Source organism: Streptomyces sp. NBC_00207 (assembly GCF_045160965.1).
Taxonomy (GTDB): domain Bacteria; phylum Actinomycetota; class Actinomycetes; order Streptomycetales; family Streptomycetaceae; genus Streptomyces.
Genome location: NZ_CP130715.1, coordinates 1,161,416 through 1,176,032 on the forward strand (window position 1 = coordinate 1,161,416; position 14,617 = coordinate 1,176,032).

The window sequence follows — 14,617 nt, forward strand, 5'->3', positions numbered from 1 at the left end:
CGGGCGTGGGGGACGGGGACCTTGGGACGGGCCGGGCGGGTCATGCCGCCACCCCCCGTCCGGCCGGGGCCGGGAGTCCGGCCACGACGGCGAGCAGCCCCGCGTCGTCCACGACGCCCAGGCAGCGGCCGCGGTCGACGACGCGGGCCGGACCTCCGTACAGGGCGACGGCATGGATGGCCTCGGCCACGGTGGTGGCGGGGGCCAGTGCGGGTCCCTGTTCGGCCTCGCCGGCGGCGGCGGGGCGCATCGCGGTGCGGACGGTGAGCACCTGTTCGCGGGGGACGCCGCGGACGAAGTCCCGTACGTAGTCGTCGGCGGGCGAGCCGACGATCTCCTCGGGCGTGCCGAGCTGGACGATGCGGCCGTCGCGCATCAGCGCGATCCGGTCGCCCAGGCGCAGGGCCTCGGCGAGGTCGTGGGTGATGAAGACCATGGTGCGGCCCTCTTCGTGGTGGAGCCGTGCGACCTCCTCCTGCATCTCGCGCCGGATGAGGGGGTCGAGTGCGCTGAACGGTTCGTCGAACAGGAGTACTTCGGGGTCCGCGGCGAGGGCGCGGGCCAGGCCGACGCGCTGCTGCTGGCCGCCCGAGAGCTGGCCGGGGCGCCGGTCCTCCAGGCCTTCGAGGCCGACCTTGGCGACGAGTTCGGCGGCCTTGTGCCGGCGGTCGCCGCGGCCGACGCCCTGGATCTCCAGTCCGTACGCCACGTTGTCGAGGACGGTGCGGTGCGGGAGCAGGCCGAAGTGCTGGAAGACCATGGCGGCGCGGTGGCGGCGCAGGGCGCGCAGCCGGGTGGCGTCCATGGCGAGGACGTCCTCGCCGTCGATGGACAGGCTTCCGGCGGTGGGCTCGATGAGCCGGGTGAGACAGCGTACGAGGGTGGACTTGCCGGAGCCGGACAGGCCCATCACCACGAAGACCTCGCCCTTGCGGACGTCGAAGGTGACGTCGCGGACGGCCGCGGTGCAGCCGGTGCGTTCGCGCAGTTCGGTGGCGGACAGGTCGGCGTCGGCGGAGCCGGGTACCTTCGCGGCGGCCTTGTCGGGGCCGAAGACCTTCCAGAGGCCGTCCACGGAGAAGACGGGGGACGCGGCCGGATCGGTGACGGGGCCGGCGGAGGTGGCGGGACCGGTCGGTGCGGCGGGGGTGGTGGTCATCGGGTACCACCGTCCCGGGACAGCAGTTCGGCAGCCTTTTCGCCGACCATGAGCACTCCGATCATCGGGTTGACCGCGGGCATCGTCGGGAAGACCGAGGCGTCCGCGATGCGGATGCCCTCGAGCCCGCGGATCTTCAGGTCCGGGCCCACGACGGCCCCGGGGTCGTCGGCGGCGCCCATCCGGCAGGTGCCGGCCGGGTGGTAGACGGTGTGCGCGACGGAGCGGGCGTAGGCGCTCAGCTCCTCGTCGCCGGTGATCTCCGGGCCGGGGCACACCTCGCGCTTCAGCCAGCCGGCGAGCGGCTGGGTCGCGGCGATCTCGCGGGCGAGCTTGATGCCGTCCACCAGGGTCCGGCCGTCGTAGTCGTCCTCGTCCGTGAAGTAGCGGAAGTCCAGGGCCGGTTTCACCTCGGGGTCCGCGCTGGTGAGGTAGAGCCGGCCGCGGCTGCGCGGCTTCGGGATGTTGGGGGTCATCGACACGCCGTGCGCGGGGCGCTCGTAGCCGATGCGCTCGGGGTTGTCGGTGAAGGGGACCTGGTAGAAGTGGAACATCAGGTCGGGCCCCGCGGAGTCGGGGTCGCGCCGGACGAACAGCCCCGCGTCGCTGTCCATCGCGGAGTTCTCCGGTATTGGGCCGTCGGTCTCCCAGACGATCACCGACTCGGGGTGGTCGAGCAGGTTCTCCCCGACCCCGGGCAGGTCGTGCACCGGCGGGATGCCGAGGGCTTCCAGGTCCGCGCGCGGGCCGATGCCCGAGTGCAGCAGCAGCCGCGGGGTGTCCACGGCGCCGGCGCACACCAGGACCTCGCGGCGTGCGGTGACGAGGTGCTCCGTGCCGTCCGAGGTCCGTACGTGGACTCCGCGCGCCCGGGTGCCGTCGAGTTCCAGGCGGTAGGCCCAGGTCTCCAGCAGGATCCGGAGGTTGGGGCGTTCGTCCATGACGGGGTGGAGGTAGGCCACCGACGCGGAGGAGCGCTTGTTGTCCTCGGGGTGGTAGGCGAGGTCGAAGAAGCCGGCGCCCTCGTGGAAGGGCTTCCGGTTGAAGCCCTCGACGCGCGGGACGCCCAGGGCGGTCTGCGCGGAGTCGACGAAGTCGCGCGCGATGGCGTTTCGGTCCTTCTCGGCCACCGGGACGATGTTGTTGAGGAGCCGGTCGAAGTACGGGTCCATGGCGGCCGCGTCCCAGCCCTCGGCACCCGCCCGCTCCCACTCGTCCCAGTCGGACGGGAGCGGCTTGAAGGCGATCAGGGTGTTGTGCGACGAGCAGCCGCCGAGGACGCGGGCGCGGCTGTGGCGGATGTGCGAGTTGCCGCGGGGCTGCTCGGTGGTGGGGTAGTCGTAGTCGAGCTCGCCGCCGAGCAGGCCCATCCAGCGGCGCAGGGTGAGCACGTCGGGGCGGTCGACATCGCTGGGGCCGCCCTCGATGACGGCGACGGTGACGTCCGGGTCCTCGGTGAGGCGGGAGGCGATCACCGAGCCGGCGGTGCCGCCGCCGACGACGACGTAGTCGTACTCGTACTCGTACTCGTACCCGTGCTCCGGCTCGTGCTCGTGCGCTGCTGGCTCGGTGGTGTGCGTGGGGGTGGTCATGGCTCTGCTCCTCCTTCAGCCCGCGAACCAGCGCACGGGGCGCGGGGCGAGGTTCTGGTACACGTGCTTGGTCTCGCGGTACTCGGCCAGGCCCGACGGGCCCAGTTCCCGCCCGATGCCGGACTTGCCGAAACCGCCCCACTCGGCCTGCGGGAGGTAGGGGTGGAAGTCGTTGATCCAGACGGTGCCGTGGCGCAGCCGGCCCGCCACGCGACGGCCGCGGCCCGGGTCGGAGGTCCACACCGCGCCGGCGAGGCCGTACTCGGTGTCGTTGGCGAGCGCGACGGCCTCGGCCTCGGTACGGAAGGTCTCGACGGTCAGGACCGGCCCGAAGACCTCCTCCCGTACGACGCGCATCCCGCGGTGGCAGCGGTCCAGCACGGTCGGCCGGTAGAAGTAGCCGGGCCCGTCGGGCCGCTTGCCGCCGGAGCGGAGCACGGCTCCCTCGGCGAGGGCGGAGGCCACGTACCCCTCGGTGCGTTCGCGCTGCGCGGCGGACACCAGCGGTCCGCACTCCACGCCCGGGTCGGTGCCGCGGCCGAGGCGGATCCGGTCGGCCCGGCGGGCGAGTTCGGCGACGAAGCGCTCGGCGACGCTCTCCTCGACGATCAGCCGGGAACCGGCGGAGCAGACCTGGCCGCTGTGCATGAAGGCGGCGTTGAGGGCCTGGTCGACGGCGGTGTCGAAGCCCTCCTCGGTGGTGCAGGCGTCGGCGAAGACGACGTTGGGGTTCTTGCCGCCGAGTTCGAGCGCGACCTTCTTGACGGAGTCGGCGGCCGCGCGCATCACCTTCGTACCGCTGGTGAGACCGCCGGTGAAGGAGACGAGGTCGACGTCGGGGTGGGCGGCGAGGCGCGCGCCGACGGGGTCGCCTGCTCCGGTGACCAGGTTCGCGACGCCGGCCGGCAGTCCGGCCTCCGCCAGCAGGCCGATGAGGGCCACCGTGGACAGCGGGGTGATCTCGCTGGGCTTGAGCACGAACGTGTTGCCCGCGGCGAGTGCGGGGGCGATCTTCCAGGAGGCCTGGAGGAGCGGGTAGTTCCACGGGGTGATCAGGGCGCAGACCCCGACGGGCTCGTGGACGACGACGCTGTGGACGTCGGGGGTACCGGCGTCGACCACGCGGCCGGCGCTCTCACCGGCGACGAGGTCGGCGAAGTAGCGGAAGGCGTCCGCGACGCAGTCCACGTCCACGCGGCCCTCTTCCAGCGTCTTGCCCGCGTCGCGGCTCTCCAGCAGCCCGAGGAGTTCGCGGTCGCGGTGGAGCAGGTCGGCGGTGCGGCGCAGGAGTGCGGCCCGCTCCAGGACGGGGGTCTGGGGCCACTCCCCGCCGTCGAAGGCCGCGCGGGCGGCACTGACGGCCGCGTCGGTGTCCGCGATGCCGCCCTCGGCAACGACGGCGAGGACCGTGGCGTCCGCCGGGTCGAGGACCTCTCGAGTGGCTCCTGATACCGCGGAACGCCAGGTCCCGGCGATGTGGATGGTCGTCTGTTCGGACACGACGCGCTGTACCTCCGATTCCGGCACCGCGGCCTACCCGCGGTGGTGCTGCTCGGGCGCGCTTGCCCCGGTCTGCGGAAGCCATGTCCCATACGTCACTGGAAGTGACGGGAGTCACTCCCCATCACCCCCGAGAAGAAGGGGCCAAATATGGGCATTTCGAGCATCCGGAGGGTGACGGGACAGCCCCCTCACGGGAAGGCGGCACCACAGCGGAGGGCGCCCGGTACGGGTCGCGCCCGGGCGCCCGACAACGCGGTGCGGCGCGGCGCGGCGCAACGTCCCGCATCCCGTCGCCGATTGCAGAGGCCATTTCCAACCAGCACGGCGAGCAACCTGGCGAACCTTCCCAACCCCAGCACCAGCCGAGACGCCGAACGTCCCCACCGCATAGCCGGTGGGGACGTTCGAAGCCGGCGCAACCTCGAGGGATCCTTCGCGGGCTGCATTGATCCCTCACTGCCCCCGACCCCGGTGAACCCTTCCGGTCACAGCACTAGGCAGCGGCAAGGTCGATCGCCGAGACGGTGCCGTCGCCCCTGCTGGCGACGTAGACGCGATTGGTGAGGGGCTCGAAGGCCACACCTTCCGGTTTGGGTCCGACGGGGAACGTGTCGCCGACCCTGTTCGACGTGGCGTCGATCACCTTCACCGTGCCGTCGGAGGCGGTGACGTAGGCGTTGCCGTGCGAGTCGACAGCAACACCGATCGGTTTCGCGGCGACGTCGACAGCGACGGTGCCGCCGGTTGCGATGTCGATCACCGAGACCGTCGTGAAGCCGGAGTTGGTGACATAGAGACGACGCTTCTGGGGGGCGATGGCGATGCCCATGGGCTGCTGTCCGACCGCCACGCTCCCGACCACCTCGCTGGTCGCGGGGTCGACCACCGACACGGTGTTGAACTCGGGTTGCGTGACGTAGAGGCGGTGATCCACAGGGTCGACCGCCGCGCCGAGGGCGCTGGGGACATCGATGAAATCAGGGGTGACGAACGGGGGCTCGGCACTGGTACGAATGATCGACACCCTGTCACGACCGTGGTCGGTCACGTAGGCACGGCTCAAAAGATGATCGATCGCCACCCTCAGCATGTTGGGCGGCAGGCCGGGCGGGCCGACGTCGAGGGTGGCGACAACGGCATGGAACCGGTCCATCGCCGTCACGGTGACGTTGCCGCTGTTGGCGACGTAGACGCCGAATTGAGGATCGGTCGCCACGCTCTCCGGGCGCAAGCCGACGTTGAGGGTGGCGATCACGGTGTTGGTGGAGGACTTGATCACCGACAGGGTGTTGTCGCCTCTGCTGGTGACGAAGACCTGGCCGTGGACGTCCACCGCCACGGCGAACGGCCCGGTCCCCACCGGAATGGTGGCCACGACCCGCAGTTTCTCGGTGTTGGATGTTTTGCTCATGATCCGACCTACGTTGTTGTGGTGGGCCGGGCAGATCGGAACCGCTCAGCCGCCGGTGGAACCGCCCGTCGCTTGCGGTACGCGGTCGACGCCCAGGCAGCCACCTCTCCGATGGCGCGGGGCGTGAGCCGTCATCCTCTGCGCGGGTTCACGGGCGCGCGCATTCCTCAAACCGGACATCCGAGACGTCGCATGCCGGCGAGAGCCCCCAAAGCACCAGCGTCTCACCATGTCAAGTGCGATGCATCCCGGGAGCGCACGGTCCGGCCGCGACGGCACTTGCACGTCGTTGAAAGAGAAACGACGGGGCATCAGCTCGCGGCCCTACAGGAGGTCCGCCGTCACGCCACCGGCAGCCGCACACCAGAGCGGAGATGCGTATCGACGTGCGAGGAAGCGGCGGGAGCGGCTGTTACACGGAGCTGAATCCATTCGGCGCACCGCACACTGCATGGCGCGAATGAACTGCTTATGTGGCCGAAACCCCCTTGCTCCGACATCACAGAGGCCGCCGCCGACCCCACCCCGTTTGCGTCAACCACGCCTTGACGCTTGGCTCTTACAAGCGAGAGTTACGGACATGTCCGCATTGAGAAACACACATCACGAGTTGTGGCGGTTGACGGTGGTCCGGGCCAGAGTGTGGCTCCTCGGCAGGACGCCGGGACCCGCACGGAGCCCGCCCGGCTCGCACAACCCCGGGCTGGGCTGACTGTTCAAGGAGTCATCTGCATGTCTGCTTCTCTCGCCACCCGCCGCCTTCTCGCCGCGGTCCTGGCCTCCGGCGCTCTGGTCGGCGCGGCCGCCGTCCCGGCCGCCGCCCACGACGACGACCGGCGCGGCCACCACGGCCGGCACTCCTCGATCGTCATCGGCGACGTCCAGTACGACAGCCACGGCCGCGGCCGCGACAACCGCGCCCTGAACCGCGAATGGATCGAGGTGAAGAACACCGGCCGCAACTCCGTCAACCTCCGCGGATTCACCCTCACCGACCAGGACGGCAACCGCTACCGCTTCAACCACCTCCGCCTGGACGGCCACTCCAGCGTCAAGGTCCACACCGGCAACGGACGCGACACGCACCGCGACGTCTACCAGGACCGCCGCCACCAGATCTGGGACGAGCGCGACACCGCCACCCTCCGCGACGACCGCGGACGCGTCGTCGACACCGAGAGCTGGGGCCGCCGCGGGCACCACGACAACCACCGCCGCTGACCCGGACCGGCAGCCACGGCATCGGGGACAGTGAACTGCCGGCCACCCACAACGCGTGCCGCGGCAACCAGCCGCGGCACGCCACCCCGACACCTCACCCCCAACACCTCAGCCCCGACACCTCAGCCCCCATGACCCGCCCGAAGCCGCAGCAGCGCGCATCCGTCCGACACCTGGAGGTCCACGTGGAGTCCTGGCAGTGTCCCCCGTCAGCGGTCACGGTCCCTCAGCTGACCCTCGACCCCTACCGCTTCCCCGGCGCCGACACGGTCGACGCCGTGCCCGGTGAGGCTCAGCCGTCCGACCCGGACTTCACCTGGCCCCTGCAGCCCGCGGACCGGCGACGCCTGGACCTCCACGCCGCGCTGACCACCGCCGGCGTTCCACCGACCCCTGGTGACCTGGAAGCCATCCACACCCTGTCCGCACTCGACGACACGACCAACGCGGCGCTCCTGCGATGGATCAACGCCGTCCGCTGAGCCCGCTGAGCCCGCTGCCGGATGCCGCGCGGGCCGCCGGCTCCCGTGTCCGTTCGGCGTTGAACTGGGCCCCGGTGAGCAGCGCCAGATTGGCGAACCAGAGCCAGACGACGAAGACCACGACGCCGGCCAGCGAGCCGTAGAGGCGGCCGTACGTGTCCAGCTCCGTGTAGAACGTGAAGAGCCCCGAGGCGGCCAGCCAGAGCAGGGCCGCCAGTACGCCGCCGGGCAGGCCCTGACGGGCGCCCCGGCTCTGGGGCGGGCCGGTGCGGAAGAGCACCAGCACCAGGAGGGTGACGACCACGAGGAGCACGGGCCAGCGCAGGAGCGCGATGGTGTCCGGGCCTCCTCCGGCGGCCCGTGCGACCCATCGGGCCGGCGGCCCGGACATGACCAGCCCCGCGGCGCCGGCGATGAGCAGGGTCAGCAGCAGTGCGGCGTTGATGAGCAGCGTGTGGGCCGCACGAAGCGGACGTCGCGTATCGGGCACCCGGTGCATCGTGTGCAGGGCGCGGCGGAACACCGCCAGGTAGCTGCACGCCGACCACAGCGCACTCACCACACCGCTGAGCAGCAGGGCCCACATCGACGAGTGTTCGGCCGAGAGGCCGCCCAGCGCGTCACGGAGTACCTGTGCCGACTGCGGAGGTGCGTAGGCGGTGAGGTCGGCGATCAGCCGGTCCCGCGTCGCCCCGCCCAGCAGCCCCACGAGGGAGACGGCGATGACGAGCGCGGGCAGCAGAGCCAGCAGTGCGTAGTAGGTGAGGGCGGCCGCGTGGTCGGCGAGATTGTCCGTCCAGACGCGGACGGCTGTGCTCCGCAGCTCGGCGCGGGTGCGCGCCGCGAGGGTGGTGGCGGTGGCGGGAAGACCGCCTCGGCGCGGTGCGGTGCGGGGGATGTCGGTCACGCCGTGCACGTGCCCTGCGGGCCCGGGCCCATGCGCCGCCCGCGGGGTCGGCGCATGCGCGCGCCGGTGCACCCGGAGCCGGCGTACGTCCGGCCTGGCCTCCTACCGGCGAGGGGGCGCGGGCCCCATCGGCCCGCGCCCCCTCGCCTTCGGTCGGTGTTCAGGTCACGGTGCGCCGAAGGTCAGTGTCAGCTGCGGCGTGCCCTCGTTGGCCTGCGCCTCGGAGGACCACAGCCACAGGGCGTCCGTGCCGGTGCTGCTCAGTGCGAGGCCGTAGCCACTGCCGAGCGCCGCCGCGACGGTCCCGGTGGTGAGCGCGGTGGTGTGCACCGCACTGCCGTCCGGGATGCCCGCGAAACTGCCCAGTGCCGGGCCGCCCAGGGCGGGGCGGTTGTTGTACGTGGTCCCGTCCTCGCTCCACGACCCGGTGACCGGGACGACCGAGACGGTGTCCGTCGTACCGGCGCCGCTCATGGTGCTGGTCTTCACGCTGAGGGTGGCCGACTTCAGGACCGTGCCCGCGGGTGCGGCGGGCAGGTCGAAGCGCAGGTAGCTCGCGTAGAAGGAGGTGCCGCGCACCGCGAGCGAGCCGGAGGTCCCGTAGTTGGAGGCGGGCGCGCCCGCGTTGGCGTACGTGTCCTCCGCGGCGGTGACCTGGACGACCGAGTCGGCCGGGGCGGTGGCGAGGGCGTGGTGGTTCTGCACCTGTGCCGCGCTCAGGACGGTCGGGTAGACGGCGGTCTCGTCGAGCTGTCCCGCCCAGTACTCGCTCGTCGGGCGGTCGGGCCAGCCGCCGAGGCTGTCGCCGCCGGCGTGCCAGTAGCCGGAGAAGTTCTCGTGGGTGGTGACGTTCAGGGTGCCTTTCTGGGCGCCGTCCACGTACAGGGTCATCCCGCCGGGGCCCTGGCTCGCGACGACGTGGTGCCACTGGTTGTCGTTGTACGCGCCGCTGGTGGTGACGGTGCGGGTGGCTCCGGTGTAGACGCCGTAGACCAGCCGGCCGTCGTTGGTCATGTAGATGTGCTTGTCGTACTGATTGCTGCCGCGTGCCTGGTTGTTCCCGAAGCCGAGGAGCTTGCCGCCCCGGGTGGTGTTCGTCTTGAACCAGGTCTCGATGGTGTAGGTGCTGCCCACCGTCTGCCGCTTGTCCGCGTACACCTGGGTGTCCGTGCCGTTGAAGCCGATCGCCGTGCTCGCGCCGGAGACCGCGCCGGGCGCCTGCCGCAGGGCCGGGGCGTTCAGGTGGACGCCGCTCTGGTTGCCGGCGGCCGAGGAGTCGGCGACGAAGGGCAGGGCCGACTCGTCGTAGCGCCAGTACTGCTGGGCTCCGTCGGCGCGGACCTGGTTGGGGTAGCCGTCCACCTGGGCCGGGACGGTCACGCTCGCCGTCGCGGACAGCGCGCTGGTGTTGCCGGCCGCGTCGGTGGCCGTCACCCGGTACGTGTACGACTGGCCGGCCGCCGCGGTGGTGTCGGTCCAGGAGGCCTGCGGCCGCTTGAAGAACAGCGAGTCGGCGGTGACCGTGGCGATCGGCGTGGCCGCGCCGTTGCGGTAGATCCTGTAGGTCAGCGCGCTGTCGTCCAGGTCGAGGCTGGTGCGCCAGCGCACCTGGACCTCGCCGGGCTTGAAGCTGACCGCGCTCGCGACGGGCACGGTGGGCGCGCCGGTGTCCCCGGTGGAGGCGAAGCGCGTCAGGCTCTGCTGCGCCGCCCCGTTGACGGTGGTGAACTCCCCGCCGACCCACAGGTACTGGACGCCGCCCTTGGAGCCGACCGTCATCACGCGCGGGCCGATGCCCTCGCCGATGCCGTCGTTGGTGTCGGGGGCCCAGCCCAGCTTGCCGGTGCCGCTGGTGGGCTGGGCGAGCAGGTGGTGGCGCTGGCCGTCGGGGAACTCGCCGACGCTGGAGCAGTCGTGCGCGTGCGAGGCGCTGTAGAGCACGCTCTGGTACGGCAGCACGGCCTGGGTGGCGCCGAGGCAGGTGTCGCGCCAGCGCTGGCCGAAGTCGCCGAGGTTGAGCGCGATCCGGCCGTCGAAGACGCCGCCGCCCGTGCCTTCGTTGGCGGTGTAGAAGCCGGTCGCGTCGGTGGCGATGTCCTTGACGACGGAGTTGGTCTCGATGAAACCGGCGTACGTCTTGGTGAGCGCGCCGCTCGTCGCGTCGACGACGGCCAGCGCGTGCGTGTTCGCGCCGTTGACGGTGAAGAAGTCGCCGCCGAGTACCACGCTGTTGCCGTCCGGGGTGACCTCGACGGCGCGCCCGGGCTCGTCGGCGTCGGCGGTGAAGGGCTTGAGTGCCCCGTCGGCAGCGCCGACGGCGGCGAAACGTTCCCGCGGCTGGCCGGCGACGCTGAGGAAGTCACCGCCCGCGTAGACGGTGTCGCCGGTGACGGCGAGGGCGCGGACGGTGGCCGCGAAGGCCGGGCGGAAGCCTGCCTTCACCGTGCAGCTCGCCACGTCGATGGCGGCGAGGCTGGACACGGCCGTGCCGTTCACGGCGCCGAAGTAGCCGCCCGCGTACAGGGTCGTCTTGTCCGGGGAGAGGGCGAGCGCGCGGACCGTGGCGGTGCCGGAGGCGACGGTGAAGGAGAGCTTGCAGGAGGTCGGGGCGCCGGTCGCGGCGTCGAGCGCCACGAAGTTCACGGCCGACTGCTCGCTGCCTGCGCCGCCCGCGGGCGGGCGCACGGTGGAGAAGGTGCCGCCGGCGAAGACCTGGCCGCCCGCCTCGGCGAGAGCCCAGACGACACCGTTGGGCTGCCAGGTCGACAGCGGGTCGGCAGTGAAGGCGACGGGCGGGGTGACGGCCGCCGCCTGGGGGACGAGGCCGAGGCCCAGCCCTGCGCCGGTTCCGGCCAGGGACAGGGCGAGAGCGGCTGCCGGCCTTCTGGATCTACGCATGAACCCCCCAGTTCGGTGTGGCGTGCGGCCCTGCGGCGCGGCCGCGCGAGTCATGGCCGGAAACCGCCGAACAGCAGTCCACAACCATGCGTACGGGCGCACCCTAGGGCGATTCCGCGCTCGGTTCATCCCACTTGGCACATCGGATGCCAAATCGCGCCGGTGCCTCCGCCCGGGCCCCGCCGTCAGGCGCGCGGCTTGGCGCGGACGTGCATCCGCTCCCCCTGCCGCCCGAACAGGCTCAGGATCTCCACGGGCCGCCCGTCCGCGCTGGTGAACCAGTGGGGCAGCCGGGTGTCGAACTCGGCGGCCTCGCCGGGGCCGAGGACCAGGTCGTGGTCGGCGAGGACGAGCCGCAGCCGGCCGTCGAGCACGTACAGCCACTCGTAGCCCTCGTGCGTACGGAGATCCGGCTCGGCGCCACGGTCGGGGATGAGCATCTTGAAGGCCTGGAGGGGGCCCATGCTCCGGGTCAGCGGGACGGCCGTACCGCCGTTCGGCATGGCGCGGGGCGTCAGCCGCACCCGGGGGTCCCCCACTTCGGGGGCGCCGACCAGGTCGTCCAGGGGCACGCGGTACGCGCTGGCCAGCGGCAGCAGCAGTTCCAGGCTGGGGCGTCGCTGTCCGGATTCCAGCCGGGAGAGGGTGCTCTTCGAGATGCCGGTCGTCTCGGAGAGCGCGGCCAGCGTGAGGCCCCGCTGGGCGCGCAGCCGCCGGAGCCGGGGGGCGACCTCGTCGAGGACCGCTTGGTGGGGCGCCGGCTTCTCCACGCGGGCGCTGTCCATGCGGTCGCTGTGCATCCGGTCGTTCTCCATGGGGCCATTCCACTCGCCCGTCCCGGAAACGGCAACAGGGTTTGCCGTTGTGGTGCGGGGTCGCACACCCTCCTCGGCATGAGCCCCCACAGTGATTCCGGACCCGGACACCCACAGCGGCAGGCAGCCACCGCCGCCGCCCCCGAGGCCACGGCCGACGCCGGCCGGCGGGCGCCGGCGGTCCGCTGGGTGCTGGCCGGCCTGTCGCTCTCGATGCTGCTGTCCTCACTCGGCACCAGCATCGCGAACGTCGGCCTGCCGACCCTGGCGCAGGCGTTCTCGGCCTCGTTCCAGCAGGTCCAGTGGATCGTCCTCGCCTACCTGCTCGCCATCACCACCCTGATCGTCGGCGTCGGCCGGCTCGGTGACCTGGTCGGCCGCCGCCGGCTGCTCCTGGGCGGGATCCTGCTGTTCACCGTCGCCTCGGTCGCCTGCGGGGCCGCGCCCACGCTCTGGCTGCTGATCGCCGCACGGGCGGTGCAGGGTCTCGGCGCGGCCGTCATGATGGCCCTCACGATGGCCTTCGTCGGGGAGGCGGTCCCGAAGGCGCGGACCGGCAGCGCCATGGGGCTGCTCGGCACGATGTCCGCGGTCGGCACCGCTCTGGGCCCGTCGCTGGGCGGCGCCCTGATCGCCGGTCCCGGCTGGCGGGCGATCTTCTTCGTCAACGTGCCGCTGGGCGTCCTGACCTTCGCCCTCGCCCACCGCCACCTGCCCGTCGACCGGCAGCGGAACGGGGCCGGCCGGCCCCGCTTCGACCACCTGGGGACCCTGCTGCTCGCGCTCACGCTCGCGGCCTACGCCCTGGCCATGACCATCGGCCACGGCCGGTTCGGCCCGGTCAACCTCGCCCTGCTGCTGGCCGCCGCCCTGGGAGTCGGCCTGTTCGTACGCACCGAGGCGCGAGCGGCGTCACCGCTGATCCGGGGGGCGTTCTTCCGTGATCCCGTGCTGCGCGCGGGACTCGTCACGAGCGCGCTCGTCTCGACGGTGGTGATGGCGACGCTGGTGGTCGGGCCGTTCTACCTTTCCCGGACGCTCGGGCTCGACGCGGTCCTCGTCGGACTCGTGCTGTCGACCGGTCCGCTGGTCGCCGCGCTGACCGGGGTGCCGGCCGGCCGCATCGTGGACCGCTTCGGCGCCCCGCGCACGACCGCCGCCGGGCTCAGCGTGACCGCGGCCGGCGCCCTCGCCCTGTCCTTGACCCCGGAGACCTTCGGCGTGCTCGGCTACGTCGCGCCCCTCGCGGTCGTCACCGCCGGGTACGCGGTGTTCCAGACGGCCAACAACACCGCCGTCATGGCGGACGTCCGCGCCGATCAGCGGGGTGTCGTCTCGGGCATGCTCAACCTCTCGCGCAATCTCGGGCTCGTCACCGGTGCGTCCGTCATGGGTGCCGTGTTCGCACTCGCGTCGGCGACGGCCGACCTCACCACCGCGGGCCCGCACGCCGTCGCCACCGGCATGCGGGTCACGTTCGCGGTCGCGGCGGTCCTGGTCCTCCTCGCACTCGCCGTCGCCCTGGCCGGACGCCCGCAGGAGGGCGGGCTGCGGGGCGGGGGCTGAAGGCCCGCCCCGCCGGAGGTCACGCAGGGTCACCCTGCGGAAACGGCCCCGCGCGGGCCCGCGCGCCTCTACCGTGCCCTGAGGTGATGGGCACGGCACCGGAGGTGGGGCGGATGGACGAACAAGAGGACATGCGGCTGGCGGGGATGACGCCGGAGATCTCCCGCCGCACCCTCACCATGCTGCGCGGCCTCGCGGGCCTGGAGCCGCCCGAGCAGGTGCCGGAGGACGCCATGGTCGTCGCCGACGCCATCCTGGCCGAGCACGGCACGGACGGGCTCCGGGTGCTGGTGATGACGCTGGCGTCCTGGGCGACGGCCCAGATCGAGAACGTCGCCGAGCTCAGCGGGCGCAGCCACGAGGCGGTGCTGGACGCCATGGAGCTGGCCTGCCTGGAGGCGAATGCCGAGGACTAGGACGTCTCTTCCGGCTCCCGGAGGAGACGGTTCCGCGTGGCGCTCGGAAGAAAGACGGTCCGGGCCGGCCGGGATCGGGCGGGCGTCGGCGACACTGGGAGAGCAGGAGCGTCGCCGGGGGGCCGTTCGTGATCGGAGGCCGTCGTGAGCACACCTTCCCCCATCCGCATCGCTGCCGTCCTGTCCACGGAGCACCGCGGACGGCTGATGTCGCAGGCCCATGAGGTCAATTTCCCGGAGAACGCGCGGATCTTCGACGAAGGCAACCGGGCGGAATCCTTCTGGATCGTGCGCTCCGGCACGGTGACCCTGGAGATTCCCGTGGCCGGCCGCCGGCCCGCGGCCGTGGAGAACCTCGGCCCCGGTGAGCTGGTGGGCTGGTCCTGGCTGTTCCCGCCGTACGTGTGGCAGCTCGGCGCGGAGGCGATGACGCCGGTGCGCGCCTACGAGTTCGACGCCGCGGCCGTACGGATGCTGATGGACGCCGATCCCGCCTTCGGGTCGGCGATCGGGCACTGGGTCGGTCGCGTGCTCGCGATGCGGCTCCAGCAGACCCGCACCCGGCTGCTCGATCTGTACGCCCCGCGGCTGAGCGCGGCCGGCTAGGCAAGGCCGTCCGGGCCACCGGCATCGGCGGCGGTCCGGTA

Annotated in this window: 12 protein-coding genes; 5 read left to right on the plus strand and 7 right to left on the minus strand. The window is 72.2% G+C overall.

What is annotated here, in order from left to right; translation table 11 throughout:
- Positions 1-40: 40 nt before the first annotated feature.
- The 4 genes from OG472_RS05945 to OG472_RS05960 form a co-directional block, all read right to left on the minus strand.
- A complete protein-coding gene (locus OG472_RS05945; RefSeq protein ID WP_401603318.1) occupies positions 41-1,159 on the minus strand; it encodes a glycine betaine/L-proline ABC transporter ATP-binding protein in 1,119 nt (372 codons plus the stop codon).
- A complete protein-coding gene (locus OG472_RS05950) occupies positions 1,156-2,751 on the minus strand; it encodes a GMC family oxidoreductase (protein WP_405941060.1) in 1,596 nt (531 codons plus the stop codon). The genes OG472_RS05945 and OG472_RS05950 overlap by 4 nt, the downstream gene beginning before the upstream one ends.
- 15 nt (positions 2,752-2,766) lie before the next feature.
- Positions 2,767-4,251 carry an aldehyde dehydrogenase family protein gene (locus OG472_RS05955; protein ID WP_405941061.1) on the minus strand — a complete coding sequence of 495 codons (1,485 nt, stop codon included), beginning with the start codon at positions 4,249-4,251 and terminating at the stop codon, positions 2,767-2,769.
- Between the two features lie 496 nt (positions 4,252-4,747).
- The gene (locus tag OG472_RS05960; RefSeq protein ID WP_405941062.1) at positions 4,748-5,665 is read right to left on the minus strand and encodes a YncE family protein; all 918 of its coding nucleotides are present in this window, start codon (positions 5,663-5,665) and stop codon (positions 4,748-4,750) included.
- 732 nt (positions 5,666-6,397) lie between these two features.
- Here OG472_RS05960 and OG472_RS05965 point away from each other — a divergent pair.
- Both OG472_RS05965 and OG472_RS05970 read left to right on the plus strand, forming a co-directional pair.
- A complete protein-coding gene (locus tag OG472_RS05965; protein ID WP_401603326.1) occupies positions 6,398-6,886 on the plus strand; it encodes a lamin tail domain-containing protein in 489 nt (162 codons plus the stop codon).
- A gap of 131 nt (positions 6,887-7,017) precedes the next feature.
- Complete coding sequence (locus OG472_RS05970) at positions 7,018-7,368, plus strand: hypothetical protein (RefSeq protein WP_401603329.1); 351 nt, start codon at positions 7,018-7,020, stop codon at positions 7,366-7,368.
- Here the strand turns inward: OG472_RS05970 and OG472_RS05975 are convergent.
- The 3 genes from OG472_RS05975 to OG472_RS05985 all read right to left on the minus strand — a co-directional run bounded on the left by OG472_RS05975 (position 7,352) and on the right by OG472_RS05985 (position 11,958).
- A complete protein-coding gene (locus tag OG472_RS05975; RefSeq protein WP_401603332.1) occupies positions 7,352-8,275 on the minus strand; it encodes a YihY/virulence factor BrkB family protein in 924 nt (307 codons plus the stop codon). The genes OG472_RS05970 and OG472_RS05975 overlap by 17 nt on opposite strands.
- Before the next feature lie 165 nt (positions 8,276-8,440).
- A complete protein-coding gene (locus OG472_RS05980; protein WP_405941063.1) occupies positions 8,441-11,173 on the minus strand; it encodes a DNRLRE domain-containing protein in 2,733 nt (910 codons plus the stop codon).
- Between the two features lie 185 nt (positions 11,174-11,358).
- Positions 11,359-11,958 carry a helix-turn-helix domain-containing protein gene (locus OG472_RS05985; RefSeq protein WP_401604510.1) on the minus strand — a complete coding sequence of 200 codons (600 nt, stop codon included), beginning with the start codon at positions 11,956-11,958 and terminating at the stop codon, positions 11,359-11,361.
- Between the two features lie 108 nt (positions 11,959-12,066).
- Between OG472_RS05985 and OG472_RS05990 the strand changes: the two genes are divergently transcribed.
- The 3 genes from OG472_RS05990 (at position 12,067) to OG472_RS06000 (ending at position 14,576) form a co-directional block, all read left to right on the plus strand.
- A complete protein-coding gene (locus OG472_RS05990) occupies positions 12,067-13,554 on the plus strand; it encodes an MFS transporter (RefSeq protein ID WP_405828302.1) in 1,488 nt (495 codons plus the stop codon).
- Positions 13,555-13,667: 113 nt separating this feature from the next.
- Positions 13,668-13,970: a hypothetical protein gene (locus OG472_RS05995; protein ID WP_401603340.1), complete on the plus strand. Its 303-nt coding sequence runs from the start codon at positions 13,668-13,670 to the stop codon at positions 13,968-13,970.
- 144 nt (positions 13,971-14,114) lie between these two features.
- On the plus strand, positions 14,115-14,576 hold the full coding sequence (locus OG472_RS06000) for a Crp/Fnr family transcriptional regulator (protein ID WP_376610051.1): 462 nt from the start codon (positions 14,115-14,117) through the stop codon (positions 14,574-14,576).
- Positions 14,577-14,617 lie beyond the last annotated feature (41 nt).